Origin of the sequence: Rhodococcus sp. KBS0724 (assembly GCF_005938745.2) — a bacterium.
GTDB lineage: Bacteria > Actinomycetota > Actinomycetes > Mycobacteriales > Mycobacteriaceae > Rhodococcus_F.
Genome location: NZ_VCBX02000001.1, coordinates 3159554 through 3184563, shown reverse-complemented (window position 1 = coordinate 3184563; position 25010 = coordinate 3159554). Strand labels below are relative to the sequence as shown.

The 25010-nt window shown below is 61.5% G+C and carries 30 protein-coding genes; 12 read left to right on the top strand and 18 right to left on the bottom strand.

Annotated features, from left to right (window positions below):
- Window positions 1-17 precede the first annotated feature (17 nt).
- Window positions 18-944, top strand: a complete 927-nt coding sequence (locus FFI94_RS14730) for an SDR family oxidoreductase (protein WP_138868516.1) — start codon at window positions 18-20, stop codon at window positions 942-944.
- Between the two features lie 47 nt (window positions 945-991).
- Here the strand turns inward: FFI94_RS14730 and FFI94_RS14725 are convergent, their stop codons facing one another.
- Complete coding sequence (locus FFI94_RS14725) at window positions 992-1576, bottom strand: hypothetical protein (RefSeq protein WP_138868515.1); 585 nt, start codon at window positions 1574-1576, stop codon at window positions 992-994.
- Between the two features lie 104 nt (window positions 1577-1680).
- On the opposite strand from FFI94_RS14725, the gene FFI94_RS14720 reads away from it, so the two are divergent.
- On the top strand, window positions 1681-2055 hold the full coding sequence (locus tag FFI94_RS14720; protein ID WP_138868514.1) for an iron chaperone: 375 nt from the start codon (window positions 1681-1683) through the stop codon (window positions 2053-2055).
- Between the two features lie 62 nt (window positions 2056-2117).
- Here the strand turns inward: FFI94_RS14720 and FFI94_RS14715 are convergent, their stop codons facing one another.
- Window positions 2118-2789 carry a TetR/AcrR family transcriptional regulator gene (locus FFI94_RS14715; protein ID WP_138868513.1) on the bottom strand — a complete coding sequence of 224 codons (672 nt, stop codon included), beginning with the start codon at window positions 2787-2789 and terminating at the stop codon, window positions 2118-2120.
- A gap of 83 nt (window positions 2790-2872) precedes the next feature.
- Here FFI94_RS14715 and FFI94_RS14710 point away from each other — a divergent pair, with 83 nt between their 5' ends.
- The 5 genes from FFI94_RS14710 to FFI94_RS14690 all read left to right on the top strand — a co-directional run bounded on the left by FFI94_RS14710 (window position 2873) and on the right by FFI94_RS14690 (window position 6727).
- Window positions 2873-4009, top strand: a complete 1137-nt coding sequence (locus FFI94_RS14710) for an NAD(P)/FAD-dependent oxidoreductase (RefSeq protein ID WP_138868512.1) — start codon at window positions 2873-2875, stop codon at window positions 4007-4009.
- A 79-nt stretch (window positions 4010-4088) separates the two neighbouring features.
- Window positions 4089-4415 carry a TfoX/Sxy family protein gene (locus tag FFI94_RS14705; protein ID WP_138868511.1) on the top strand — a complete coding sequence of 109 codons (327 nt, stop codon included), beginning with the start codon at window positions 4089-4091 and terminating at the stop codon, window positions 4413-4415.
- Between the two features lie 76 nt (window positions 4416-4491).
- Complete coding sequence (locus tag FFI94_RS14700) at window positions 4492-5169, top strand: TetR family transcriptional regulator (protein ID WP_138868510.1); 678 nt, start codon at window positions 4492-4494, stop codon at window positions 5167-5169.
- Entirely contained in the window at window positions 5166-6095 is a 930-nt protein-coding gene (locus FFI94_RS14695; RefSeq protein WP_260684130.1) for a TIGR01777 family oxidoreductase, read from the top strand. Before FFI94_RS14700 ends, FFI94_RS14695 begins: the two co-directional genes overlap by 4 nt.
- A 119-nt stretch (window positions 6096-6214) precedes the next feature.
- Entirely contained in the window at window positions 6215-6727 is a 513-nt protein-coding gene (locus FFI94_RS14690; RefSeq protein ID WP_138868509.1) for a hypothetical protein, read from the top strand.
- Window positions 6728-6733: 6 nt separating this feature from the next.
- On the opposite strand, the gene FFI94_RS14685 is transcribed toward FFI94_RS14690, so the two are convergent.
- The 4 genes from FFI94_RS14685 to FFI94_RS14670 all read right to left on the bottom strand — a co-directional run bounded on the left by FFI94_RS14685 (window position 6734) and on the right by FFI94_RS14670 (window position 9799).
- Window positions 6734-7558 (bottom strand): transglutaminase-like domain-containing protein, encoded by an 825-nt coding sequence (locus FFI94_RS14685; protein WP_138868508.1) that lies wholly within the window; start codon window positions 7556-7558, stop codon window positions 6734-6736.
- An 11-nt stretch (window positions 7559-7569) separates the two neighbouring features.
- Window positions 7570-8751 carry an MFS transporter gene (locus tag FFI94_RS14680; RefSeq protein WP_260684129.1) on the bottom strand — a complete coding sequence of 394 codons (1182 nt, stop codon included), beginning with the start codon at window positions 8749-8751 and terminating at the stop codon, window positions 7570-7572.
- On the bottom strand, window positions 8744-9322 hold the full coding sequence (locus tag FFI94_RS14675; protein ID WP_260684128.1) for a Chromate resistance protein ChrB: 579 nt from the start codon (window positions 9320-9322) through the stop codon (window positions 8744-8746). The genes FFI94_RS14680 and FFI94_RS14675 overlap by 8 nt, the downstream gene beginning before the upstream one ends.
- A 63-nt stretch (window positions 9323-9385) precedes the next feature.
- Window positions 9386-9799, bottom strand: a complete 414-nt coding sequence (locus FFI94_RS14670; protein WP_138868507.1) for a ribosomal protein L7/L12 — start codon at window positions 9797-9799, stop codon at window positions 9386-9388.
- An 88-nt stretch (window positions 9800-9887) separates the two neighbouring features.
- On the opposite strand from FFI94_RS14670, the gene FFI94_RS14665 reads away from it, so the two are divergent.
- From FFI94_RS14665 to FFI94_RS14655, 4 genes are all read left to right on the top strand, one after another.
- Entirely contained in the window at window positions 9888-10832 is a 945-nt protein-coding gene (locus tag FFI94_RS14665; protein WP_221937751.1) for a hypothetical protein, read from the top strand.
- Window positions 10833-10846: 14 nt separating this feature from the next.
- Entirely contained in the window at window positions 10847-10978 is a 132-nt protein-coding gene (locus FFI94_RS34195) for a hypothetical protein (protein WP_260684127.1), read from the top strand.
- A 265-nt stretch (window positions 10979-11243) separates the two neighbouring features.
- Window positions 11244-11921, top strand: coding sequence for a hypothetical protein (locus FFI94_RS14660; RefSeq protein WP_138868505.1), 678 nt, complete (start codon window positions 11244-11246; stop codon window positions 11919-11921).
- Window positions 11922-11971: 50 nt separating this feature from the next.
- Complete coding sequence (locus FFI94_RS14655; RefSeq protein WP_138868504.1) at window positions 11972-12172, top strand: hypothetical protein; 201 nt, start codon at window positions 11972-11974, stop codon at window positions 12170-12172.
- Window positions 12173-12326: 154 nt separating this feature from the next.
- Here the strand turns inward: FFI94_RS14655 and FFI94_RS33670 are convergent, their stop codons facing one another.
- The 6 genes from FFI94_RS33670 to secG all read right to left on the bottom strand — a co-directional run bounded on the left by FFI94_RS33670 (window position 12327) and on the right by secG (window position 17861).
- Complete coding sequence (locus tag FFI94_RS33670; protein ID WP_185993207.1) at window positions 12327-12494, bottom strand: hypothetical protein; 168 nt, start codon at window positions 12492-12494, stop codon at window positions 12327-12329.
- A gap of 62 nt (window positions 12495-12556) precedes the next feature.
- Window positions 12557-12700, bottom strand: a complete 144-nt coding sequence (locus FFI94_RS33665; protein WP_185993206.1) for a hypothetical protein — start codon at window positions 12698-12700, stop codon at window positions 12557-12559.
- Between the two features lie 44 nt (window positions 12701-12744).
- The gene (locus FFI94_RS33660) at window positions 12745-12888 is read right to left on the bottom strand and encodes a hypothetical protein (RefSeq protein ID WP_185993205.1); all 144 of its coding nucleotides are present in this window, start codon (window positions 12886-12888) and stop codon (window positions 12745-12747) included.
- A 348-nt stretch (window positions 12889-13236) separates the two neighbouring features.
- Window positions 13237-14496, bottom strand: coding sequence for a CdaR family transcriptional regulator (locus FFI94_RS14650; protein WP_138868503.1), 1260 nt, complete (start codon window positions 14494-14496; stop codon window positions 13237-13239).
- Window positions 14497-14772: 276 nt separating this feature from the next.
- The gene (gene ppc / locus FFI94_RS14645) at window positions 14773-17553 is read right to left on the bottom strand and encodes a phosphoenolpyruvate carboxylase (protein WP_138868502.1); all 2781 of its coding nucleotides are present in this window, start codon (window positions 17551-17553) and stop codon (window positions 14773-14775) included.
- A gap of 74 nt (window positions 17554-17627) precedes the next feature.
- The gene (secG, locus tag FFI94_RS14640; RefSeq protein ID WP_138868501.1) at window positions 17628-17861 is read right to left on the bottom strand and encodes a preprotein translocase subunit SecG; all 234 of its coding nucleotides are present in this window, start codon (window positions 17859-17861) and stop codon (window positions 17628-17630) included.
- Between the two features lie 186 nt (window positions 17862-18047).
- Between secG and FFI94_RS14635 the strand changes: the two genes are divergently transcribed.
- Window positions 18048-18830: a tyrosine-protein phosphatase gene (locus FFI94_RS14635; protein WP_138868500.1), complete on the top strand. Its 783-nt coding sequence runs from the start codon at window positions 18048-18050 to the stop codon at window positions 18828-18830.
- 68 nt (window positions 18831-18898) lie between these two features.
- On the opposite strand, the gene tpiA is transcribed toward FFI94_RS14635, so the two are convergent.
- The 6 genes from tpiA to rapZ all read right to left on the bottom strand — a co-directional run bounded on the left by tpiA (window position 18899) and on the right by rapZ (window position 25004).
- Complete coding sequence (gene tpiA / locus FFI94_RS14630) at window positions 18899-19687, bottom strand: triose-phosphate isomerase (protein WP_138868499.1); 789 nt, start codon at window positions 19685-19687, stop codon at window positions 18899-18901.
- 6 nt (window positions 19688-19693) lie between these two features.
- Entirely contained in the window at window positions 19694-20905 is a 1212-nt protein-coding gene (locus tag FFI94_RS14625) for a phosphoglycerate kinase (RefSeq protein WP_138868498.1), read from the bottom strand.
- Window positions 20906-20922: 17 nt separating this feature from the next.
- Window positions 20923-21942 carry a type I glyceraldehyde-3-phosphate dehydrogenase gene (gap, locus tag FFI94_RS14620; protein ID WP_033232131.1) on the bottom strand — a complete coding sequence of 340 codons (1020 nt, stop codon included), beginning with the start codon at window positions 21940-21942 and terminating at the stop codon, window positions 20923-20925.
- Between the two features lie 169 nt (window positions 21943-22111).
- Complete coding sequence (gene whiA, locus FFI94_RS14615) at window positions 22112-23089, bottom strand: DNA-binding protein WhiA (protein ID WP_172935629.1); 978 nt, start codon at window positions 23087-23089, stop codon at window positions 22112-22114.
- On the bottom strand, window positions 23086-24141 hold the full coding sequence (gene yvcK, locus FFI94_RS14610) for a uridine diphosphate-N-acetylglucosamine-binding protein YvcK (protein WP_313905528.1): 1056 nt from the start codon (window positions 24139-24141) through the stop codon (window positions 23086-23088). Before yvcK ends, whiA begins: the two co-directional genes overlap by 4 nt.
- Window positions 24138-25004, bottom strand: a complete 867-nt coding sequence (gene rapZ, locus FFI94_RS14605; protein ID WP_138873189.1) for an RNase adapter RapZ — start codon at window positions 25002-25004, stop codon at window positions 24138-24140. Before rapZ ends, yvcK begins: the two co-directional genes overlap by 4 nt.
- Between the last annotated feature and the right edge of the window lie 6 nt (window positions 25005-25010).

Sequence of the window (25010 nt, the reverse complement as noted above, 5' to 3'; positions counted from 1 at the left end):
GCGAGCAGAATCGGACAATGGCGTGGACACCTCAACCAGATGCCCTACGCGGGCGAGTAGCAGTAGTTGCCGGGGCAACGCGGGGCGCCGGACGCGGAATAGCCGCAGCATTGGGCGAAGCCGGCGCAACCGTCATCTGCACTGGTCGGAGCACCTCTACCGGCATCCTTCAGTCGGACTATCCGCGTAACGAAACCATCGAAGAGACGGCGGCACTTGTCACCGAATCAGGCGGCATCGGAGTTCCGATTGCCGTCGATCACCTCAAGAGCACTCAGGTGGCTGATCTCGCTGGGAGACTGCGCGCCGACTACGGCCATATCGACATCTTGGTCAACGACATCTGGGGCGCGGAGCTACTCAAGGGCGGACCAGCGGAGTGGAACACACCGTTATGGGAACACGATCTGGACAAGGGCTTTCACATCTTGCGCCTGGCGATCGATACCCACATCACCACATCGCATCATCTCTTGCCGCTCCTGATCGGCCGGCCCGGTGGCTTGGTCGTCGAAATAACCGATGGCACTACCGAATACAATGCCTCGAACTATCGCATCTCGGTGTTCTACGACTTGGCAAAGGTGTCGGTGAACCGGCTCGCATATTCACAAGGCCATGAACTGGCCCCGTTCGGATGTACCGCCGTTGCCGTTACTCCGGGCTTCCTGCGGTCAGAGATGATGCTCGACAATTTTGGTGTCACAGAATCGAATTGGCGAGACGCGCTACTGCCCGATCGGGATGGCCCCACTGCGCCACCGGATTTTGCTCGCTCGGAGTCGCCGAGATTTGTCGGACGCGCGGTGGCCGCTCTCGCTGCCGATCCGAACCGGGCCCGATGGAATCAGCGATCTGTCAGTTCAGGTGAACTCGGAGCAGAGTACGGCTTCGCCGATATCGATGGTTCCAGGCCCAACTTCTGGCAACCGAATCACAATTAGTCGGCCGCCCGACTCATGGCGCCTCCCAAGCATGTCCGCAGATGCCGTCAGTCCGGTGTGACGAACCGAGCTTCAATCGTCGGCGAAACGGGGATGAGGTGGACAATCCGTTCGGTGACCGGCAACGCCCGGATGACAGTGATCGCGTCCCACTTGTACCCGCCACACGCATCTGTCGGCAGGTCTGGAGCGAGCAGTCCGAGGCCTTGATCGTCTACGAGCCACACAATCGGAGGCGTCGGCTGGTCCACAAAACAGGTGCGGACTTCCGGCGGTGCATCGGACGGAAGCCGGTAGCCTGCAATAACGGCGTCCATATTGCCTTCGCGCCGTTCCTCGACCCACGACACTGAGTGCTCGACGACACCGGCGCTCCAGTCACCCTCGCATGTGACCACTCGGACGGGCACAAAATCGGCCGGGATCGGCCGGGGTTCTGGAACCGGTGCTGCTGCCTGCGGCAAGTCGGAGAATCCGAGGAGATTGGCTGCCAGGCACGTTGGTTCCACCAGGCCCGGCACATTCGCCCGCGACGTCGGTGTTGGTACCTCTTCCGCCTTATTGCTCGGCGCACCACATCCGACCAACAAGGCGACGGCCGCAACGCCCAGCAATTCCCGTGAATAGCGCATAAGGCACCATACTGCTCGATCGACACGACGACCAGCGAATCAATGGTTACCAATCGATTGACGAATGCACTGTCGACAACGCCGGATGACGATATGTTCGACTGGTGAGCACAGAGAGCCCCGACAGTTCGGGCCCGGCGAAATTCGCGACCGTCGACCAGTACATCGCGTCGTTCCCGGACGATGTGCAACATGCGCTCGAGAGCATACGTCAGACCATCCACGAGGCAGTCCCCGGCGCCGGAGAAACCATCAGCTACCAGATGCCGACCATTACGGTCCACGGCAAAAGCGTTGTGCATTTCGCCGGAGGGAAACACCACATTTCGATGTACCCACTCCCCGAGGGTGACACCGAATTCGAGAAGGCAATCGACCCGTATCGATCAGCCAAAGCGACCGCGAAGTTTCCGCTGAACAAGCCGATTCCGCTCAACCTTGTCGCGAGGATTGCCGAATTGCTTGTAGCCCGAGGCTAATCCGGCCTTCCCGGCGGCTTCGAACACCCACATGCACTGCCGGAGGGAACAGCGACGGCCATCTATCGAACGGTTGCGATTCCGGCCAGGATGAGATCGATCCCTGCCAGAAATTGCTGACGGTCGTCATGGTCGCGCAACTGAGCTGTCACCTGACGCAGGAACGGGTAATCAGCCGAGTCGAGTTGCTCCCATCCGGCGGCGATTGTCGCAAGGAAGGCCGATCGATCCGTCTCGCGTGCATGAAGGCGTGCACCCGCCGCGTACTGTCCCGCCAGGCCGAGAACATAGTTCACCAGGGCGGAGGCGCAGTCGAACTGCGCGGATTCCGGGACGCCCAACTCTTGGAGTTGACGGCCAACGCCTTCGAAAATCTGCAGCACTGCAGACTGCCACGGCTCGCGTGAGAGTTGGGTGCCGACCCAGGGGTGCGCGTCGATCGCGTCGAAGACATCGAGAGCGGTTGCGCGTATGGTTTCCCGCGGCGTCGCCCCTGGTGCAGCGTCGGCCATGACGCGCGTGATGACGGCGGTAGTCGTCGCTGCAAGCAGTTCGTTCTTGTTTGCCACGTGCCAGTAGATCGCGCCGCTACCGGTTGCCAGTCGAGATGCCAACGCGCGGAATGTCAGCGCGCTCTCGCCCTCGCTGTCGAGAATCTCGATCGCGGTCTCGACGATTCGCTCTTTCGACAGTGCATCCGTGCGTCGTTCGGTCCGCTGCGACTTTGAGTCCATCTGTCCATCTTGACAGATCTGGAACGTTGTTCCAAGATTGCTTATGGAACAACGTTCCAATCTCGCTGGAAGGAATCAAGACCATGACAGCACCAGTCACGATCATCGGTGCAGGCCTCGGCGGCCTCACCCTCGCGCGCGTCCTCCACCTCCACGGCATCCCCGCAACGATCTACGAGTCGGAGCCCTCCGCAGAAGCCCGCACGCAGGGAGGCCAGCTCGACATCCATGAAAACAACGGGCAACTCGCGCTCGCGGCGGCCGGCCTCACCGACCAGTTCCGCGCGATCATTCATGAGGGCGGTGCGGCTTCGCGGATACTCGACCAGCGCGGCACGGTACTGCTCGACGAACCGGACGACGGCACAGGCGGACGTCCCGAGGTACTTCGCGGAGATCTTCGCCGGATACTGCTCGACTCACTACCTGACTCGACAATCGAGTGGGGACGGAAAGTGTCCAGCGCCGTTTCTCTCGGCGACGGCCGACACGAACTCACCTTCGACGACGGCGCAACTGTCGCCACCGGGCTGCTCGTGGGGGCCGACGGCGCGTGGTCGAAAATACGACCGCTTCTGTCCGACAGTAAACCCGAGTACGTCGGCACCGTGTTCATCGAGACATACCTGCACGACGTTGACGAACGGCACCGCGCAACAGCCGACATAGTCGGCGACGGCGCTATGTATGCACTCGCACCAGGCCAGGGAATCACCGCGCACCGTGAGGCTGGCGGCGTCATTCATACGTACGTTCAACTGAACCGGCCCGCCGAGTGGATTGCGGGTATCGACTTCACCGACGCAGCCACATCGATTGCCCGCGTCGCGGCCGAATTCGACGGGTGGGCACCAGAACTCACCGCTCTGATCACCGCGGGTGAAACCGCGCCGATCTCGCGCCCGATCTATGCGCTCCCGAATGATCACGCATGGGACCGTGTTCCGGGCGTGACGCTCCTCGGTGACGCTGCGCACTTGATGGCGCCGTCCGGCGAGGGCGCGAATTTGGCAATGTTCGACGGCGCTGAACTCGGGAAGGCGATCGCAGTGCACCCGGACAACGTCGAAGTGGCACTCGCGGGCTACGAATCCGAGATGTTCTCCCGCAGCCAGTCGGAGGCCGCGGACGCAGACCTGATCCTGGAACTCTGCCTGGGCGACCACGCGCCGTATTCACTCGTCGAGTTCTTCACGGCAGCAGAGCCTGCTCATTCGTAACGCTTCTCGGCCATTGCATGTCACGCTTGTCAGACGTATCCGCACCGGGGACGCGATATCAACATCGAGGGATGGTCGCATGGCATACGACAAAGCACTGGCAGACCGGATCCGCGATGCACTAGCGGACGAGAACGATGTCACCGAGGTGAAGATGTTCGGCGGCCTGAGTTTCATGGTGAGCGAACAGTTGGCGGTCGCGGCGAACTCTCACGGCAACCTGTTGATTCGGTGCGCACCGGAACACGTCGACGAACTGCTGTTGCACAAGGGTGCGAACTGGCCTGACATGCGAGGAAAACCGATGAGCAAAGGTTGGATCGAGGTCGATCGCACGGGCACCAGTTCCACTGTGGAGTTCAACGCCTGGATCAAGGAAGCCCTGGATTTCGCGCATTCACCCTAACCACACGTCTGAAATAGAACACGTTCAACTTTGAGGCGTACACTTAATTTGAACACGTTCAAAAACAGGAGGCGTGATGAGTAATCGCGGGGCGCAGACGCGCGAAAAGCTGGTAGAAACCGCCTTGCGGCTTTTTCGCGACGATGGCTTCCAGTCGACCACGATGCGCCGGATCGCAAGCGAGGCCGGTGTCTCTCTCGGCAACGCCTATTACTACTTCGCCAGCAAGGACGAACTTGTTCTCGAGCTCTATCTGGTCGTCCAGCGCGCTCACCGCGATCAGGCGCTTCCGCTGCTACGCGAGGGTGGCTCGCTCGCCGAGAACCTGAGGATGGTTCTGCACTCCGGACTCGATGTCATGACGCCCTATCACGGCTTCGGCGGCGCATTCCTGCAAAGTGCGCTGCCAACCACCTCGAAATCCAGCCCGTTTTCCGCCGAGTCCGCCGATGCCCGAGCAATGGCGATCGACCTGATGCGCGAGGCTCTGACTGCCTCCCACCAGCGGACACCGTCGTCATTGGAGAATCAGCTCCCCACACTTCTGTGGCTCACCTACATGGGTGTGACGTTGCATTGGGTCACCGATTCTTCTCCCGGACAGCGCCGCACCCGCACACTGGTCGACGGCCTTGCCCCCGTCGTCGCGAAAGCGGTCAAACTCGCGCGGTTGCCAGTGGCCAGGAGCTTAGTCGGCGATGTCGCCACGCTGATAGCCAAAGCCACTGCGCGAGAAGAGGAGACAGTGCGATGAGCACCATGAACAACGTCGTCATTTGCGGTGCGTCGGGCTATATCGGCCAGTACCTTCGCTGCTCGCTGGAAACGAGCGGGATCAATGTGCGGACAATTGGGCGAGGCAACTCGTGCGATGGCGTGTGGTCCGATATGCAAAGCGTCGTGGATGTTCTGGACGGAGCTGATCTGGTTGTCAATCTCGCCGGACGCTCGGTGAGCTGTCGCTACAACAAGCACAATGCGGACGAGATCTTCTCATCTCGGGTGGAAACGACCGCACTGCTCGGTCGGGCGTTGGACCGAACACCACAGCCGCCGTCGCTCTGGATCAATGCCAGTACCGGCACGATCTATCGCGACGCCCATGACCGGCCGATGGATGAGAACACCGGCGAGCTGGGGTCGGGATTCTCCGTGGCCGTCGCGCGGGCCTGGGAACAAGCTCTGTTCGAGTCACCGACCCCCATTCGCAAGGTGGCACTTCGGATGTCGATCGTGCTCGGCGCCGGCGGCGGGACGATCAATCCGTTCATCAATCTGACCCGCCTAGGCTTCGGCGGAAGAATGGGCGACGGTCGGCAGATGTTCAGCTGGGTTCATGTCCACGATCTCGCGCGCTCCATCATTCACGTCTACGAGCACCCGGAAGTATCCGGCCCAGTCAACGTCGCCTCACCCGATGCAGTGACCAACAGCGTGCTGATGGATGAGGTGCGGACGTCCCTGGGTCGAGCACGCGGGTTGCCAACGCCCGACTGGATGCTGAAATTAGGCGCACGCGTCATACGCACCGAAGCCGAACTAGTTCTCAAGAGTCGCTGGGTCGCCCCGGGTGTTCTCTCCGACACCGGCTTCCAGTTCACATATCCGACTCTGACATCAGCGCTGAACCAGATAGTTCAGGAGACTCCGCGAGGCCTCCTTCCCGTTGCTTTGGGCTGACAGCTCGGGCAACTTCAATCGAATATCGCCGAATCGGTCACACCATAACGGCTGGTCTCTAGACTCCGAAAGAAGCTCGTCATGAGCAACAACGGTGTGAGAGAAAGTCGGTCCACCCAGTGACTATCGGGGTACATCAGCCGTATGAGCAGCAGCCGTTCGGGATGGGACCGCGGGCACCCCAGATGCCGGTGCCTGCTCATTTCAGGCCGAATCTGATCGCGGCAGCGCTCTCGTGCGCCGGCATCATCATCGGCAGCATCGGTCCGTGGACGTCGTTCCTCGCATCGGAACGGACCGGAATCAGCGAATGCGGCGTGATCACGCTGGTCCTCGGAATCGGTGCGGCTTTTGCGTTGACCCCGCTTCTGTGGAGGGGCGTCACCCCGGAGGTGAAAAACCACTACATCGGCCCCCTGGTGGGAATCGCAGTGCTGATCGTTGCTGTCGGCAACGCCGCCTGCATCCTTCAACGCGGTACCGAGATCGCGGGAAGAATCATCGGACCGTCGGTCGGATGGGGACTCTGGCTGGTCATGATCTCCGGGATGGTCCTGTCCGTCACGTCATCGACTGTCGCGCATGTGATCCGAGTTCAAGCGAGCGACGAATTCCCGACAATGCCATCTTGAGCATCATCAGCAGATGAGATTCTCCGGCACACGCAAATCCTCGTGCTCGTACAGTGCACGAACGGCGACAGGATTATCACCGGCGCACACTTCTGCAATCTCGTCGAGCAGCAGGTCGTACTCCGCTCCGGTCTTTCCGTCGTAGGCATCGGTCATGCGACCCCACTCATCCCACGGCAGCATTTCGATTTTGTTCATCGCGGCGAGATCCTTCACGGCGTTGCCGCGAATTTCGGCCGGCCCCCAGTTTTGGGTTCCGTAAACCCCGAACTGGGACGCGTCGATCTCGCCGCGCCGATAAGCAACCCAGGCCTCGCCGCCACTGAGAAACTCGCCAGGCCGAAGGTCATCCGCGTGCGAAAGCACCTTCTGCCCGAGAATCTCCGAGTCGATCCGAATCCACCGCTCCCTGCCCTCGTCCCGATACTCGGTAATCCAATGGTCGACGCCCTGACCCGACTGGAAGTACGTCGCGAAACCACAGCGGACACGAGCGGCAATACCGCGGTGACGCAGCAACGCACAACTCATCACGGCAAAATGCCGACAGGTCCCGACGACGCGTTTGCCTGGTTCCCGGGCAATGGTCACCGGAGCCGGATCGAGTGCGAGTAACCGCTCGAACAGAACGCTCGCCGGGCGGATCTGATTTTCGTCGAATCGATCGCCAGACAGATTCAGAGACTGCGCATCGCTGGGCTGGATCACCAAGTGAGGAACTGCTCGGCAAATGCCCGTCGGATCGGCGGGAAGCGGATCCAGCGTGAGCAAATCGACCCCGCCAACACCGGTCAACGGTCCGGGCGATGTGTAGTCGATGACTGCATTCATGAGGCCGAATCCTATTGGGTTGAGCGGACCGTGCGTTGACGTGCGGAATCGGCGCCGATCAACAGAGTGATCACGGCAAGCACACCGAAGCCCGCCGTCAGTGTTGCGACGGCCGCCACGCCCGCAACGATCAGCGGACCACCCGCGTCGCCGAGTTCGCGGCCCAATTCGGCTGCACCCATCGTCTGACCCATCCGTTCCTCGGGCGTCGATGCAGCGAGTGCGGCAAACCCCAAGGGCGTGATGATGCCGGTGCCGATGCCGACGGCAATTGCCGCGGTGAGAATTCCGACCAACCCCGGAATCATGGCAAGCGCAAGACCGGCAGCCGTGACAACCAATCCGCAGGCCACACCGCGCTGCACCGTGATTTTTCCGGCGTCGAGCGCACGTCCTGTTCGTGGTTGAGCAAATGCCGCACACAACGCCAGTACTGATACGGCCGCACCAGTCGCTATCGGCCCAAGTCCGGCGTCAACGCCGACAACCGGGAGAAACCCCACGCCTACCGACAATGCGGCGGTCGACGCCGCGAGAGCTGCGGTGGGACCGAGGAACTGACGATCGCTCAGGCGTCGAGCCAGATCGACGACGGTTTGCCGTGTCCGAGGTAGCGGCGGAAGTGTCGGCACCGAGACCCGCGCCCAGATGGCGACAACCAGAGCCAGAACGGTCATGACTGCAAACAGAAGTGTGAGACCGCCGACCCAGACGATCACGCCTCCGAGCAATGGGCCCAGTGTGTAGCCGAGGCTCTTGTAGAACCCGTAGGTTCCGAATGCACTGCCGTGTTTGCCTTTTCGAGTCAATCTGGCGACTGACGAACTTGCTGCCGGCGAGAATGCCGATGCTGCCGCGCCTTGACCCAAGCGCGCCAACCACAACCAATCCGTATCTGCGACAAGAACAAACAGCAACGACGCTGCGGCAAATGCGACGAGCCCACCGAGCAGAACCGGCTTGGCACCGATCCGGTCCGCGAGCGTACCGAACACGGGTTTGAGCAGGACTTCGGCTCCGTCGTACAGAGCCAGCAGCAGACCCAGATAGAGCAGAGAACTCGCAAGATCGTCGAGATCGAACACAAGGTTCGCGGCAACGGCATGGGCTCCGAACGCAGTCGTGAATCCGGCCGCGTACAGCGGCCACATCTGCCATCGCGCCCCTTCGACCTGTTCCTTGTTGTCACTCATGACCGATCCCGTTGTCATTACCGTCGGGAGAATGCAGTGCGTTGATCACTCGCTCCGAGTAGTCCTCGAACCGCAGGGTGCACTGTTGGAGCGCCGCGGTCGCGCTTGCGGCATTGCTCGCGCCAAATACGTCGCGCGCCTTCAAGTCTCGATGCCAACGACGAAGCCTGTCCAGGCTCTGCTCTTCTTCCTCGAGTTCTGCGAGTGTGAATTTCTTGATCCGGATCTCCTTGTCGAGCTCGTCCTCGTATTTTGCGCAGTCCGACAGGAATTCGCCCCAGTCTTCCTCGCGAGCCGCGGTGAACATGGCGGCGAATCGCGAGTTGTCTTCGTCGCTCGCACCCGTTGCGTTGAGGAAGACGATCTCACCGGATGCGCGGTCTACAAGTTCTTTTGCACGGTCGACACCGGCAGTGAATGCCGGCACGTTGGGCACGGCCCAGGTGCCTTGACCGATCGACAACGCTCCTACTTTGCGAAGTTCTCGCCACACTGCCACGCGATGACGCGTCGGCTCGGCAGCAATCTTGATCAGGATTATCCGCCAACTCACGGATGATTCGATGTTCACATTGAAAAATGTATCACTGGTTACATTCGTATGCGTGAAGGCTGTTTCTGGAGGCCTAATCGCTCACATATCGCTCTCCCCTATCTCACGGCGGCGTAACTCTGTGTCGACCAGATCCGCGGCGTCTTTGAGCCCTAGTCCACGATGCTGCTCTCGTAGCATTTTGATGGCGGAGATCCGCTGCGTGTGCGATGACACTGCGGACTGCACGTCGGCAACCGGAATGTCGGCGGGATCGATCGAGCCGGCAAGACTGCTCTGCGTGGGAGTGTTCCGATTGCGCCAATGTCGAATCGCAAAAACGACCGACCCGACAGCAGCGACCACCCAGATCCCGAATACAACACAATCCCACGCTGAGGGTGACGACGTCACCGCTCCGACTTGGGAGGGGCCGATCACGACAATCAGCAAGACCGACGCCACTGTGAAATACCACCGGTCCAGCCGTTCACTTTCGTACCATCGCACCGCCATCTGCCGATAGTGGCACAACACTCGGATGCGCGAAGTAAACAGCCACGGATCGATTCGAGCCGGCATTGGAACAGTAGATACTTGGAGCATGCGCGCGCGAACGAATGCCATAGCAATGATTGACGGCCAGTTGTCGCTCGTCGATGCCGGAACCGTTGAGGGACATCGCCAGTTCGTCCAGTACCAAGATGGCATTGTCCGACTATTAGACGACCAACTCGAAGAGATTGCAGCACACGAGCTTGAAGCATCCCGTGTGCTGGCCGCACGTGGGCTCGAACATCTTGCGGTATCTGACGGCTCGAACCTGCTGATCCTCGGCGCAGCCCCCGGTACAGTCGCAGCCACCGGTACACCCGAAGCCGCAGTGACAGTCGCGGATGTGAACTGCGACGCAGCAGCTTTTGTCGGTGACCTCCTGATCGCCACCGCACCAGCGGCGGAAACGCACCGCGTTCTTCTCATCAACCCGGCCACTGGTGACGTAGTGGACGAGGCCACCATTGACGCCGACGGCGCGACTGCCTTCATCATTCCGCACCCGACTGAACTCGTTGTCGTGATCGAGTTTCCGATGGGTCAGGATGGCTGTGTTGCGCAACGGGTCGAGGTCATCAGCGGGTCTCTTCGGGTCGATGAAATCCTCTGCGGGCAAGACCCCGTGATCGCCGGCTTCAATCCGTCCGGCACCCGGTTGCTCGTCACTCCGTACCCAGATGATCCCGAAACGGCGCGCGTTTTGGCATGGCCCTCGATGGACGAAATCGGTCGGCTCTCAGCAGATGACCTGGTCACCGAGATCGGCATCGGTCTAGCGGCGTGCTGGATCAATGAGGAACGAATTGCTATCTATGCCATGGAAGATTCTCTCGTAGTGACGAACGAGAGCCTCGGTGAGCCAGTGCGCGCCCGTTTGCTGCTCGACTTCCGTGACGAGGGCGACCTCGAGACGCTGGTTTCCCTCGATGCAGGACGCGTAGCAGCAGGGGTGTGGACTCCGGAAGGCCGCTTCACGTTGATATTCGAAATATAGGAGTTCGATCGAACATGCCAACCGAAACGCTACTGTCGATGCATGACGAGGCATTCGGCAACGCGCTGGCTATGCATGGCAATGCTGGTCACAGCGTGTGCAACTGGATGCGGAACACCGTCGGAACCATCTCCGGACAAGGTTGAAATCGGGACGGCCTACAGCTACAAGATGTACACACATTGCGGTGCGCGAGAAGCCAAGTTCGCAGGAAAGTACTGGGAAGCAATCAGTTCTGATGCCCGGCAGAACAACTCCCCCTCCGGCTGGGATGATCCGTATCAGAAGGGCACGATGACCCAATTATCGGAAACCTCCGCTGTTTTCGAAGCCGATGGAAAAGAGAAGCGCTATCGAGTACGACCGGAAGCCACAACGTTTCAGCAAGTCTGTTCCTGATATGAACGCAGCATGTCCCCACGCCTAGGGTGGATCGGCGATCCGTCGCCCGATAGCGCGACATGGCTCGCGCCCTACCCCTATCCTTATGCAGAACCGAGTGATCACTGGATGGCGGACCGCTTCCCGCATGTTCTACGGATCCTGCACCCGGCCTATCTCGATTACGACCGCGAACCTCGGGCCGTGACATGGGCGCAGATCGCCGCTGCTGTCGGCACGAAGATAGTGGCCGGAACGCATTTTTCCGAGATCGTCGGGGCGTGGTTTCCCGATAGCACCACGCCCCCGGATCCGAATGCCACAATCGACGGCATCTTCGATACCTCGCCGGAAATGGGATCACTACCACCGGAACTCGTCGATATCGTGTACGAGCATTTCGACGACGCACACGCGGGACTCTTCTGGGCCGGATGGGGCGGGTTCCTCGACGAACCCATCCGAGGTTGTGCGCGAGTCTCGGAAAGCCCACACGGTCTGGACTACCAGGTAGTCACGACAACCCGGTCCCCCGCACAGCCCGCAACCCGGATGCGCACTCCGAACTTCTGGTGGCCCGCGAACCAAACCTGGTGCGCTGCAACCGGGATCGAGGACGTGGTCACGATTGTCGTGTCCGCCGATCTCGCCCGCCTCGAATCCGTCCACGTGAATCCAGCTCTCGAGACACAGTTGTACTCACACTGACAAAACCCGCACCATTGCGTCTGCCAACCACTGTGGCGCACAGTGAAGTAGTGGAGAATTCACAGCATCGGCACGGGGAGCATCCGGAACGCACACCGGCTTACGGCGTCGTGATGATCATTGTGGCTCTAGGTGCAGCAACTACCGTGAGTTTTGTCGGCCCGGCGTGGTTGCGGATTGTGGTGTACATCCTGGCGGTCGTTGCGATCGCCGTCGGGTTCGTTTTTACGCTGCGAGACTACTCGACCTGAGATTCTTCACTGGTACACAAGAAGCCGCCCATACGGAACTGCTCCCCGGAAGCTGGAACTGATTCTTTTCAGTCCCAATTTCGGGGAGCAGTTCACGCAGAGGCAGACCCATCGCACCGTCTGGCGCAGATCGAAAACCGCCGCCGGTCAGCTGTTACGCGGCGCTACCGAGGCTCGCCGAGTCAAAGCTACCGAGCCCGGTGCTACCGAGGCCGCTGCTCCCGACGCCGCCCAAGGCAAGCGCATTGCTGCTGCCCGCACTGAAGAGCTGGACAATGATGTTGATGACAACGGGGTCGCCGGTAAGCGGAATTGTGGGCACAGGAAGACCTGCTTTCTGGTTCGCGAGTGGATAAAGATGTGCGGGCGAGACGGTGAGGTCTGTCAAGATCCGCCGACGCTACTGAATTCAATACTTCCGGCGCTGCCGAACGAGACGATAGGGCCGGCGCTGCCGAGACCGAGTGCGCTTGCGAGAGAGCCGAAGTCGATGACCAGGCTGCCCTGGGTGTACGGCGAGTTGATCACGATAATTCCTGTCTGCGACGTTGCGGTCCGAGCGAGTGGGGCAATCAGGGCGTGGTTGCCGGGGGGACTTCGCCCCCACCCCCGACCGGTGCGTTATTGGTGAAGAGGAAGCTGCTGCCCGCGTTGAACATCTGCAGGACGGTGTTCATGACGACGGCCAAAGCGCCGGTTGTTGGTGCGGCGATCATGGATTTGCTCCTGGTCTAAGCGGGGCGGCGGTGTGGTCGCCCCCTCAGATAGTGGGGGCGAGAGCCGTGCCCCTGCGCGAAGTTTCGCGCAGGGGCACGAATGCGCCCCTAGGCGACGCCGCCACCATTCGTCGAGCCGGTGCCGGTGCTGCCCGCATTGAACAGCTGCAGGATGGTGTCGAAGAAGGCACCGAGCAAAGCGTTTTCCTGGCCGTTGATCATGTCTTTCCCCTTTTTCGTTACTGGTCTGCGCGGTGATTCGCGCCACATTTTTATAACTTGTTTCTCAACCGAAAGGTGGAGTCCAACCGTGAAAAGTGGATTGTTACTAGTGAGTTATGTGAGTTTTCACAGTTTCACTGGACGGACGTCCACATCGGTGCTGACGAAGGTCAGTGCGATCATCGCGGCGCGCAGTTTGAGCAGCTCAGAGGGCAAAGTCGGGTCCAATCCGGTCAGTTGTGCGATGCGTTTGATCCGGTTGTCGACAGTGTTTGTGTGCAGGCCCAACGCCGACGCGGTGCGCTGCCGGTGTTGGTCGTTCGCCAGGTGCACGGACAGCGTTTGCAACAGTTCAGGGTTGTTGTCCAGTGGCCTGAGTAGGTCGATCAGGCTGTCACGGCCAGGGCCGCTCCGGGTCAGCTGATACTCGAGCGCGAGGTCCTCCATCCGGTACGACTGCGCGGGTAGCCCCAACCTCCGGACGAGGTGGACCAACTCGCGAGTGCTCCGCTGGGCCGCGGCGAGATCCTCGAGTGCGGCATTCTCGCCGACAGCTGTGATCTCCACCCCGATTTTGGCCTGCGCCTGGCGTACGACTTCAGACACCAACCCCCAATGAGGTGTGCCCTCGATCAGAACAAGGCCGCGTTGCGGCGCAGGGGCTTCGAGCAACTTCGCCCCGAAGTGGGCAGCGACCTTCGCTTGTGCCGCGGCCAGATCACGGTAGGCCTGCAGACGCTGATGCGCGCCGTCCCGGGCTCCTGGCCGAGGCTTCGGCAGGTTCACGAGGAGCCGCAGGACGAGATAGCGGGGTGCGAGCTCGATGCCCATCTGCAACGCGATCTCGGTGGGATCGCCACCGTCCAGCATCGCCTTCACGAGGGCGCCGGCAGAGCTTTCCTCGAGCTGCGCGCCGGCCGGGATCGCGGCCAGATAGCTGACCGAGACAAACGAGTGAAGCCGCTGCGCGGCTGTGAAAATGAGTTGGTTGAGCTCCTTGAGGTTGGCGGCATCCTCGGCATCCGCCCTGCTGAGGATGCGGTTACGGATGACACTGATGCCCTCGTCTGTCAGTGCCAGGATGGCACTGAGCGGGACGCCTTTATGGGCCTGCCGAACTGTCAGCGTGTGAATACTGTCCAGGTCGCGGTCAGTGGGGAGTTTCCTGTGGTCCATGAGCTGGATCGCGAGTTGCAATCCCTGCGCCGTCACCGCAACCATGTCTTCCTGCACGGATTGCATGTTGAAGGCTTTGAAGGTCGGGCTGGCGTGGGAGAAGTCCTTCACAAGTTCGGCCGCTATCGGCACGAAGTCGCGAACCGCAGTGGAGGCGGGTTCGCCTCCCAGCATGAGTGGCCCAGGGGTGTTCAACAGCGCAGTGGACATCGTAGACAAGCCTCCTCGAGACAACAGTGTCGCGCGGCGCAAGCGCCGGCGGCTCGGCGCGTTACGGCACGCGAAAACCGCCGCGGTGAACGAATCTCGTGAGAGATCCACCGCTTGCGTCTGCCGTCCCGATTACGCCAGGCGTTGTGATGTCTACCACATGAACAGTCGTCCAATTGCTGAATGCGGCAATTCGGATTCCTGGATGCGTCAAGACAAAATTCACGCCGCCTGGCGACACTGAGAAACCCTCAGCGTGGGCAAAACGACCGCTACTTAGCCGCTGTTGCGCAAGGCGGTCGCCAAACCGTTCATGGTCAGCTGAATGCCTCGTCTGACCTGGTCACTCTCGTCACCTGATCGGTAGCGCCTGATCAACTCGACCTGCAGGTGATTGAGTGGTTCGAGGTACGGGAAGCGGTTGTGGACGGAACGCTCCAGGCCTGAGTTGTCGGCGAACAAATCGTCGTAGCCCGTGATCGCCTTGTACATCCGAACAGTTCGGGCATGCTCGTCCGTGATCATTCCGAAGACCCGATCACGCAGTTCGACGTCGGGAACCAGCTCGGCATAGCGGGCCGCCAAGCCCATGTCGGATTTCGACATCACCATCGCCATGTTCGAGAGCACCGTACGGAAGAACGGCCACTTCTCGTACAAACTGGTCAGCGTTGCCGCACGCTCGGGGTTGCCGTCGATCCACCGCTCGAACGCCGCGCCGGTGCCGTACCACCCGGGCAGCATGACGCGTGACTGACTCCAGGACAATACCCACGGAATTGCGCGCAGATCGGAGATCGCCTTGGTCTGCTTGCGTGACGCGGGCCGACTACCGATGTTGAGTGCACCGATTTCTGCAACCGGGGTCGACGCCTCGAAGTACTGAACGAATCCTGGTGTGTCATGGACCAATTCGCTGTAGGCAGTACGAGCCAGGGCCGCAAGCTCATCCAGAACGGTGTACGCGGCCTCTGCGTCGTTGCCGAGTCCTTCGACGTCGAGCAACGTCGACTCCAATGTCGCTGCTATGAGCGTCTCGAGGTTGCGATGAGCCAACCGCGGTTCGGCGTACTTCGCTGCGATCACCTCGCCCTGCTCGGTAATCCTCAGCGAACCTTCGACAGCTCCGGGAGGTTGCGCGAGAATTGCCTCGTAGCTGGGTCCACCGCCACGCCCGACGGTTCCGCCGCGACCGTGGAAGAGCCGCAACCGGATTCCACTCTTCCGCGCAGCGTCAACCAGATCGAGTTCTGCGCGGTACAGCGCCCAGTTGGCAGCCAGGTATCCGCCGTCCTTGTTGGAATCCGAATACCCGAGCATCACCTCTTGGCTGTTGCCCCTCGACGTGACAATTGCGCGGTAGATCGGAATATCGAGCGTGGCCAGCAGTGTGGCGGCGCCGCCCTGCAAGTCCTCGATCGTCTCGAACAAGGGAACAATGCCGATTGGGCATGACGGATCGCCGCCGACACCCGGATCGAGAACCCCCACCTCTTTGAGCAGGACCGCAGCCTCGAGCATGTCGCTCACCGAGCTGCACATGCTGATGATGTAGTTGGGAACGGCACCTGCGCCCAGAACCCGAATCGCCTTGGCACCGGCGTGCATGATCGCCAGTTCTTTTGTCGTCAGTTCGGAAAACTCTGCGTCCGGCGACGTCAACGGCCGACGGGTGGTCAGTTCGGCAGAGAGCACGTCCACTCGCTCCGATTCCGACAAAGACGAGTAATCCGGGTGAACACCCGACCACGCCAACAACTCGGCTACGACGCTCTCATGAACTTCCGAGTTCTGCCGCATATCCAGCCCCGAAAGGTGAAAACCGAACACCTCCACTGCTTCTCGCAGACGCTCCAGTCGATCGTCGGCAATCACCGCGTCACCGTTGCGACGCAGCGATGTGTCGATGACGGCTAGATCGTGCTGAAGTTCCGCGGGTTCGACGTATGCCTCGAGGCCGGAGTCGACGCCGTGCGCCGGCAACTCCCCCAGGACGGAAAGGCCGGTGGCGGTGAGTCGTCCACGGATTCCCCGGACGGCTCGACGGTAGGGTTCGTCCGCCCGGAACACCGAATCGTCCCCCGAGGTCGATGCCAGAAGATCCAATTCCGGTGTCACCGTGACCAGTCGCGCCGACATCGACAGCTCACGCTCGAGATGTTCGAGTTCGGCGAGGTGATGCTCGATCGCGGTGGCGGCAGCGCGCGTCGTCGCACGTTGCACGATCTCCCCCGTCACATATGGATTACCGTCGCGGTCGCCACCGATCCAGGAACCCGGACGCAAGATCGGCTCACGCAGGAGATCTGCGTCGGGCCATCTGCTTCGAAGTGCCTTGCGCACTTCGGCATTGATCTTGGGAATGACCTCGAACAGGGCTGCGTCGTAGTAGCGCAATCCCACTTCGATCTCATCCTGAATGCGTAGGCGCGAGAGCCGGATCAGCGCGGTCTGCCAGAGAGTGAGAATCTGTCGACGCAAATCCAGGTCGACGTCCGCGGTTTCGCCGACGCTCAGGGCTGTGCGCTCGCGGTAGCGCATCAGTTCGGTGATGCGGGACTGAGTTTCGAACACTGTCCGTCGACGCGTTTCCGTCGGATGAGCAGTGATGACGGGTGAGACGAGGGCGCCGCGCAGTGCTTCTTCGACGGTCGCTGAAGTGATGTCGGCACCGTCGAGTTTGCTGTAGGTGGCTGCCAGAGTGCTGTCACGCGGCGGTTCGCCGGCATTGATGTGAATGGCGCGCCGACGCTCACGGTGGATGTCCTCGGCCAGATTGGCGAGCAGGGCGAAGTGGCTGAACGCCCGGATCACCGGGATGGCGTCGGCGGTGCTGACGCCTGCGAACAACGACACCAGTTCGGCGCGGTCAATTTCCGACCGGCGCACTCGGAACGACTCCACCCGGGCGCGTTCGACAAGATCGAATACGGTGTCGCCGGCTTGTTCGCGAACAATCTGCCCAAGTATCCCGCCGAGAAGCCGAATGTCTTCACGCAATGGCTCGGTGGCCTCGCGTGGCGTTTCACGATGCTGATTCGAAACAAATTCGGTCATTGTTCAATTATCAACGGAAACCGAGAACCCCGCTCGATGGCGGGGTTCCGGGTGAAAGACGTGACGGGTGGCGATCAGGCGAACTTGATCTCCAAGCCGATGCCGATGATCGAGATGACCCAGATCAGAGCGGTGAAGACAGTCAATCTGTCGAGGTTCTTCTCGACCACTGTCGATCCGGACAGGCTGGACTGGACACCGCCACCGAACAGGCTCGACAGGCCGCCGCCCTTGGCGCGATGCAACAGCACCAGCAGAATCAAGAGCAAGCTGGTGATGACCAGCAGGATATCCAAGAACAGTTCCATGTCTGTCTACGGCCACCAATCCAATAGGGACAACTACAACCGATAACACCATACAGGCGATCACAGCTAACTCGACCACATACCCGTGCGACAAGATGTCTCGTTCGGTGGTACCGATCACAACTCCGAGTTTCCGGCCCGCTAGTTTCGAAGTGACGCGACATCACCTTCGGAAGGCTTGTTCTGATGCACACCGACACCACCGGTCCCACAACACACGAGAGCACTCCGCGTCTCGAATCCGTCCACAACTTCCGAGACGTCGCCGGAAACGGATACATGACTTCGAGCGGGACCACCATGCGGCGCGGTGTCTTCTACCGTGCCAACGTCCTCACCCCCACTGTTGCGGACCTGGCTGTCGTCGAATCATTGGGTTTGACTGCCGTCTACGACGTTCGCTCCGAAGCCGAGGCCGCCGAAACCCCCGACACCATTCTCTCCGTCGCGAAGTACACGCACATCCCGATTCTTCCGGGAACAATTCAGAACGCAGCTCTGGCGATCCGCACCGTCGACTCTGCGCAGGAGTTCATGCGAGAACTCAATCGCAGTTTTGTGACCGACGACGCGACGCGCGCCGGGTTCTCCCAGTTGCTTACCGCGCTCGCGACAACACCGGGACCCCAGTTGTTCCACTGCACCGCCGGAAAGGACCGCACGGGTTGGGCGGCCGCATTGCTGCAGACGCTTGCAGGCGTGCCGCAGGAAACCATCGTCGACGACTACCTGCTCACCAACACCTACTCCGCGGCCTACGTCGATGCGGCTGCCGAGCGTATTGCTCGAACGGCAGTGATCGGTCGGGCCGACGTGGTTCGTGTCATGTTGACTGTCGAGGAAAGTTACCTCGGTGCGGCCTTCGAGCAGGTTGACGCCAGCTTCTCCTCGATCGAGAACTATCTACACGCCGGACTCGGTCTCAGCACCGACACCATCGACGCTCTCGGATCGAAACTGATCGCCTGACACATGCAGAAAACTGTGGGCGCCTAACCATTTCGGTTACGCGCCCACAGTTCGTTTCAGATCACACGCTAGCTGGGAAGCGGCCCGCCGGCTGCAATCGCAGACAACGTGGCGAACTCGTCCGCCTTGAGCGAAGCCCCACCGACAAGAGCGCCGTCGACGTCGGCCTGGCCGACAATCTCTCCGACATTCTTGGAGCTGACGCTACCGCCGTACAGAACACGTACGCCTGCAGCTACGTCTGCGTCGGCAAGCTCGGCGATGGTGCCGCGAACCGCTGCGCACACTTCCTGAGCGTCCTCGGCAGAAGCGACACGGCCGGTACCGATGGCCCAGACAGGCTCGTACGCGATGACGATCTTGGAGATCTCCTCCGCGCTCAGGCCAGCCAACGAACCCTTGAGCTGTTCCACGTTGTACGCGACATGGTCGCCCGCTTCGCGGATCTCGAGGCCTTCACCGATGCACACAATCGGTGTCAGGTCGTTCTTCAGAGCAGCCTTGGTCTTGGCGAGGACAAGCTCGTTGGTCTCACCGTGCAGGGTGCGACGCTCCGAGTGCCCGACCACGACGTAGGTGCATCCGAGCTTGGCCAGCATGGAGCCGCTGATCTCGCCGGTGAATGCGCCGCTGTCCTGAGCGGAGACGTCCTGCGCGCCGTACGTGAGCAGGAGCTTGTCGCCCTCGATCAGCGTCTGGACGCTACGGATGTCGGTGAACGGCGGGATAACCGTGACGTCCACTTTGTCGAAGTACTTCGCGGGCAAGGAGAAGGCGATCTTCTGCACCAGGGCGATAGCCTCGAGGTGGTTCAGATTCATCTTCCAGTTGCCGGCGATCAACGGCTTACGTGCCATGTCGGATCAGCCTTCCAGTACTGCGATGCCGGGAAGCTCTTTGCCCTCGAGGTATTCGAGGGAAGCGCCGCCGCCGGTGGAAATGTGCGAGAAGCCTTCGTCCGGGATTCCGAGCTGACGGACAGCCGCAGCTGAGTCGCCGCCGCCGACAACGCTGAACGCGCCCTTGGCGGTTGCTTCGACGATTGCCTCGGCAACACCACGGGTGCCTGCCTCGAACTTCGGGAACTCGAACACGCCCATCGGGCCGTTCCAGAACACCGTCTTGGCTCCGGTCAGGATCGCGGCGAAGCGCTTGACCGACTCCGGTCCGATGTCCAGACCCATCCAGCCGTCGGGAATCTTGTCGAAGGGCACGATCTTCGACTCGGCATCAGCCGAGAAGGAGTCCGCGACAACAACATCCTGAGGGATGTGGATGACGTCTGCGTACCGGTCGAGGAGACCCTTGCAGGTCTCGATCATGGACTCTTCGCACAGCGAATTGCCCACGGACACACCCTGAGCCGCGAGGAACGTGTAGAACATTCCGCCGCCGATCACCAGTGTGTCGACCTTGGGGGCGAGCGCCTCGATGACAGCCAGCTTGTCCGAAACCTTGGAGCCACCGAGCACCACCGCGTACGGACGCGCTGCGTCCTGCGTGAGCTTGGCGAGCACCTCGACCTCGGCGCCGACCAGGTAACCCGCGTAGTGCGGGAGCAGCTTCGCGACGTCGAAGACCGACGCCTGCTTGCGGTGAACAACACCGAATCCGTCGGAGACGAATGCGCCGTCGTCACCGACCAGCTCGACGAGAGCCTTGGCGAGCTTGACCCGCTCGGCTTCGTCCTTGCTGGTCTCGCGAGGGTCGAAACGGATGTTCTCGAGCATCAGGACGTCACCGTCGGTGAGTCCTTCGGAACGAGCCAGCGCGTCCTGTCCCACGACGTCACCGGCGAGTTGCACGTTGCGACCGAGGATTTCGGCCAGCTTCGCGGCAACCGGTGCGAGGGAGAACTTGGGGTCGGGCTGACCGTCGGGGCGCCCGAGGTGCGCGGTCACGATGACCTTCGCTCCACCCTCGGCAAGTGCCCGCAAGGTGGGAGCGGACGCGACGATGCGGCCCGGGTCCGTGATTTCTCCGCCATCCAACGGGACGTTGAGGTCGGACCGCACCAGTACGGTGCGCCCCTCGACCCCAGCGTCCAGCAGATCCTTCAGCGTCTGAACTGCCACTGTTATCGAAACTCCGCTCAGAGTGACTTGGCGACGAGGCCGATGAGGTCGGCGAGGCGGTTGGAGTAGCCCCACTCGTTGTCGTACCAGGAAACGATCTTGACCTGGTCGTCGATGACCTTCGTCAGACCCGAGTCGAAGATCGACGAGTGCGGGTCGGTGACGATGTCCGACGAGACGATCGGTGCATCGGTGTACTTGAGGATGCCCTTGAGGGGGCCCTCGGCTGCAGCCTTCATCGCGGCGTTGATCTCGTCGGCGGTAGCCGACTTCTTCAGGTTCGCGGTGAGGTCGGTGACGGAACCCGTGGGGATCGGCACGCGCAGCGCGTATCCGTCGAGCTTGCCGAGCAGCTGCGGGAGAACCAGGCCGATTGCCTTGGCTGCACCCGTGCCGGTCGGAACGATGTTGAGAGCGGCTGCGCGGGCGCGACGGAGGTCGCTGTGCGGAGCATCCTGAAGGTTCTGATCCTGCGTGTACGCGTGGATCGTGGTCATCAGGCCCTTGACGATGCCGAACTCGTCATCGAGAACCTTGGCGATGGGGCCGAGGCAGTTGGTGGTGCACGACGCGTTGGAGATGATGTTCTGGCTGCCGTCGTACTTGTCGTCGTTGACGCCCATGACGATGGTGATGTCTTCACCCTTGGCCGGAGCCGAGATGATGACCTTCTTCGCGCCGGCTTCGAGGTGTCCCTTGGCCTTGGCAGCGTCGGTGAAGATGCCGGTGGACTCGACGACGACGTCGACGCCCAGCTCGCCCCAGGGAAGCTCGTTCAAGGGGCCGCGGTGCGCGAGGGCCTTGATGCGCTGATCGCCGACGACGATCGTGTCGTCACCGTCGAGCGACACGTCGTACGGCAAACGGCCGAGGATGGAGTCGTACTTCAGCAGGTGAGCGAGTGTCGCGTTGTCGGTCAGGTCGTTGACCGCCACGATCTCGATATCGGTGGTTCCGAGCGCCTTCTGCGCATCCACCGCCCTGAAGAAGTTACGTCCGATACGGCCGAAACCGTTTACGCCAACCCGGACAGTCACAATTCGCTCCTTAGACCATGATTCTGGTGTGCAACTTGACCCACGCATGTTCCGAATCCGTGTGTGCACGACGCGGACGTGGGGTTCATCGGTCGATGTGACCCTTACCCTAATGTGCTTGGCTCCAGAGTGCGCAGCCCACCCTGAAGACCCCGCTGGCGAGGGACCATCATCCCTCTTCGAGTAGCTCCGAGTTGACTGCGGATTCCGTGTCTGGAATGCCAGTTTCCTTCGCCTTGCGATCGGCCATCGACAGGAGACGCCGGATACGTCCCGCGACAGCGTCCTTCGTCATCGGCGGGTCGGCCAGCTGTCCCAGCTCCTCGAGCGACGCCTGGCGATGTTCGACGCGCAGGGCACCAGCAGCTGCCAAATGATCCGGAACGTCCTCACCGAGGATCTCCAGGGCCCGTTCGACACGCGCAGCAGCCGCCACCGCAGCCCGGGCCGAGCGTCGCAGATTGGCGTCGTCGAAGTTCGCGAGGCGGTTGGCTGTTGCCCGCACTTCGCGGCGCATCCGACGCTCTTCCCAGACGAGCCGAGTGTCCTGAGCGCCCATCCGAGTCAGGAGGTCGCCGATCGCCTCACCGTCGCGGATCACGACACGATCTGTTCCGCGAACTTCGCGAGCCTTCGCCGAGATACCCAGGCGCCGAGCAGCACCGACCAGCGCAAGTGCCGCTTCGGGTCCCGGGCAACTCACTTCGAGCGCCGAGGACCGGCCGGGCTCGGTCAGGGAACCATGCGCGAGAAACGCTCCGCGCCAAGCTGCTTCGGCGTCGCCGACGCTTCCGCCGACAACCTGAGCGGGCAAGCCACGGACCGGCCGGCCACGCAGGTCGAGTAGTCCGGTCTGGCGGGCGAGGGCTTCACCTTCCTTGGCAACACGCACGATGTATCGAGCTGATTTGCGGAGCCCACCGGCGCTCAACACGTGGACGTCGGCGCTGTACGTGAAGAGATCGAAGATCTCGCGGCGAAGTCGGCGTGCGGTGGAACCCAGGTCCACCTCGGCCTCCACGACAACCCGGCCGCCGACGATGTGGAGTCCACCGGCAAATCGGAGTAGTGCGGAGACCTCAGCCTTTCGGCAGCTGACCTGAGTCACCACTAACCGGCTCAGTTCGTCCTTGACCTCCGCTGTCATTGCCACGAAGTGTTCTCCCTCTGTTCTGCTGCTGAATGATCGGTGCCGACCCCGCTGGCGGGTTCGAGAGCGCTTGTCCGCCCGGCCAGTTGGACGAGGACCTCGGCGAGTTTCACCGGATCGTGGATATGTGCCGACCCCGCTGCGGTGTCGGCGACATCCGCATATCGGACTTCGGCCTGGAATTGTTGCGCCGCCCGCGCCAGATGTTCACGTTCGCGCCCCGGCGGAACCGACGCGGAATCGACGACGACGTAATCGACCCGGAAATCGGGCACATGCTGGGAGAGTACGTGCAGATGACGCTCGGCCGAGAATCCGGCGGTCTCCCCTGGTTCCGGGGCGAGATTGAGAACGAGCACCTTTCGGGCTTCGGTGGACGAGAGAGCCTCCACCAATTCCGGGACGAGCACGTGTGGGATGACACTGGAAAACCACGAACCAGGCCCGAGCACGACGAGGTCAGCGCGCCCGATTGCATCCACCGCGTCCGGACTCGCGGGCGGACTGGCCGGCAACAGGCGTACGCGTCGTACCTTTCCCGGCGTGGTCGCCACAGCGACCTGACCGCGGATACAGCGACTGACGCGCGGGTCTTCCTCCAAACCCTGAACGTCGGCTTCGATGTCGAGCGCGATCGGCGACATGGGCAGCACTCGTCCACGCACCCGCAACAGTCGCGCCATCTCGTCCAGCGCCTTGACCGGGTCACCGAGCACCTCGGTGAGGCCGGCCAGAATCAAGTTGCCCACCGAATGCCCGGCCAACGCACCCACACCACCGAATCGATGCTGGATGGTGCGCGTCCAGTCCCTGACCTCCGGTTCGTCGGCAGCCAACGCCGCCAACGCCATCCGAAGATCACCAGGCGGAATCACACCGAGTTCAGCGCGCAAGCGGCCGGACGAACCGCCGTCGTCCGCGACGGTGACCACCGCAGTCACGTCGACGGTGAACCGGCGAACAGCTTGCAGCGTCGCAAACAATCCGTGCCCACCACCAAGAGCGACAACTGCGGGTTCCCGAAGATCCTGCTGCGTCGATCCGTTCATTCGCGGCCCAGATCTCGGTGCACGATGCTGACCGCGATATCGGCCTCGTTGCCCAACTTGAGTGCGAGAGCTTCGGACATGGCCACACTTCGGTGCTTGCCACCGGTGCAGCCCACAGCAATTGTCATGTAGCGCTTTCCTTCTCGACGATATCCGGCGATCGTCAGTTCGAGCAGATGCAGATAGGTGTCGAGGTAGTCCTCGGCACCGTCCTGCGACAGGACGTAATCGCGGACTCCGGCCTCCTGGCCCGTGTGATCACGGAGTTCGGGAATCCAGTGCGGATTCGGCAGGAAACGCACGTCGCACACGAGGTCCGCGTCGATGGGCAAGCCGTATTTGAAGCCGAACGACTGCACCGTGACCTTCATGGTTCGGTTCGCCTCGACCCCGAAAGCCGTTTCGATCTTCTGCCGCAACTGATGCGCCTTGAGCGCAGACGTGTCGATAACCAAGTCGGCGGCGGCCTTGACCACGGCCAGCTGCCGACGCTCGGCCGCGATACCTTCGGCGAGTGTGCCGTCGACACCCTCGTTCTGCAGCGGGTGACTACGGCGGACCTGCTCGAACCGCCTGATCAGAACGTCGTCGGACGCCTCCAGATACAGGACACGCGTGTGGATCGGCGCGGCTTCCAATTCCGTGAGAACCGAGCCGAGATCACCGGTGAACAACCGAGACCGCACGTCGATGACCACGGCAAGTCGGTCGACCGGTGGATCGGACGTCAGGCTCAATCCCACCATCCGCGAGATCAATTCAGGCGGCAAGTTGTCCGCCACATACCAGCCGAGGTCTTCGAGCACCTTGGCTGCAGTACTGAGTCCGGCGCCGGACAGTCCCGTGACCAGTAGAAAGTCCATGGTTCG

Excerpts from the sequence above, each read along its gene's own strand:
- FFI94_RS14730 (WP_138868516.1), top strand. The coding sequence starts at position 18 with ATGGCGTGGACACCTCAACCAGATGCCCTACGCGGGCGAGTAGCAGTA.
- FFI94_RS14725 (WP_138868515.1), bottom strand. The coding sequence starts at position 1,576 with ATGCGCTATTCACGGGAATTGCTGGGCGTTGCGGCCGTCGCCTTGTTG.
- FFI94_RS14715 (WP_138868513.1), bottom strand. The coding sequence starts at position 2,789 with ATGGACTCAAAGTCGCAGCGGACCGAACGACGCACGGATGCACTGTCG.
- FFI94_RS14710 (WP_138868512.1), top strand. The coding sequence starts at position 2,873 with ATGACAGCACCAGTCACGATCATCGGTGCAGGCCTCGGCGGCCTCACC.
- FFI94_RS14705 (WP_138868511.1), top strand. The coding sequence starts at position 4,089 with ATGGCATACGACAAAGCACTGGCAGACCGGATCCGCGATGCACTAGCG.
- FFI94_RS14700 (WP_138868510.1), top strand. The coding sequence starts at position 4,492 with ATGAGTAATCGCGGGGCGCAGACGCGCGAAAAGCTGGTAGAAACCGCC.
- FFI94_RS14695 (WP_260684130.1), top strand. The coding sequence starts at position 5,166 with ATGAGCACCATGAACAACGTCGTCATTTGCGGTGCGTCGGGCTATATC.
- FFI94_RS14685 (WP_138868508.1), bottom strand. The coding sequence starts at position 7,558 with ATGAATGCAGTCATCGACTACACATCGCCCGGACCGTTGACCGGTGTT.
- FFI94_RS14680 (WP_260684129.1), bottom strand. The coding sequence starts at position 8,751 with ATGAGTGACAACAAGGAACAGGTCGAAGGGGCGCGATGGCAGATGTGG.
- FFI94_RS14670 (WP_138868507.1), bottom strand. The coding sequence starts at position 9,799 with ATGGCGGTGCGATGGTACGAAAGTGAACGGCTGGACCGGTGGTATTTC.
- FFI94_RS14665 (WP_221937751.1), top strand. The coding sequence starts at position 9,888 with ATGCGCGCGCGAACGAATGCCATAGCAATGATTGACGGCCAGTTGTCG.
- FFI94_RS34195 (WP_260684127.1), top strand. The coding sequence starts at position 10,847 with ATGCCAACCGAAACGCTACTGTCGATGCATGACGAGGCATTCGGCAAC.
- FFI94_RS14660 (WP_138868505.1), top strand. The coding sequence starts at position 11,244 with ATGTCCCCACGCCTAGGGTGGATCGGCGATCCGTCGCCCGATAGCGCG.
- FFI94_RS33660 (WP_185993205.1), bottom strand. The coding sequence starts at position 12,888 with ATGATCGCCGCACCAACAACCGGCGCTTTGGCCGTCGTCATGAACACC.
- FFI94_RS14650 (WP_138868503.1), bottom strand. The coding sequence starts at position 14,496 with ATGTCCACTGCGCTGTTGAACACCCCTGGGCCACTCATGCTGGGAGGC.
- ppc (WP_138868502.1), bottom strand. The coding sequence starts at position 17,553 with ATGACCGAATTTGTTTCGAATCAGCATCGTGAAACGCCACGCGAGGCC.
- secG (WP_138868501.1), bottom strand. The coding sequence starts at position 17,861 with ATGGAACTGTTCTTGGATATCCTGCTGGTCATCACCAGCTTGCTCTTG.
- FFI94_RS14635 (WP_138868500.1), top strand. The coding sequence starts at position 18,048 with ATGCACACCGACACCACCGGTCCCACAACACACGAGAGCACTCCGCGT.
- tpiA (WP_138868499.1), bottom strand. The coding sequence starts at position 19,687 with ATGGCACGTAAGCCGTTGATCGCCGGCAACTGGAAGATGAATCTGAAC.
- whiA (WP_172935629.1), bottom strand. The coding sequence starts at position 23,089 with ATGACAGCGGAGGTCAAGGACGAACTGAGCCGGTTAGTGGTGACTCAG.
- yvcK (WP_313905528.1), bottom strand. The coding sequence starts at position 24,141 with ATGAACGGATCGACGCAGCAGGATCTTCGGGAACCCGCAGTTGTCGCT.
- rapZ (WP_138873189.1), bottom strand. The coding sequence starts at position 25,004 with ATGGACTTTCTACTGGTCACGGGACTGTCCGGCGCCGGACTCAGTACT.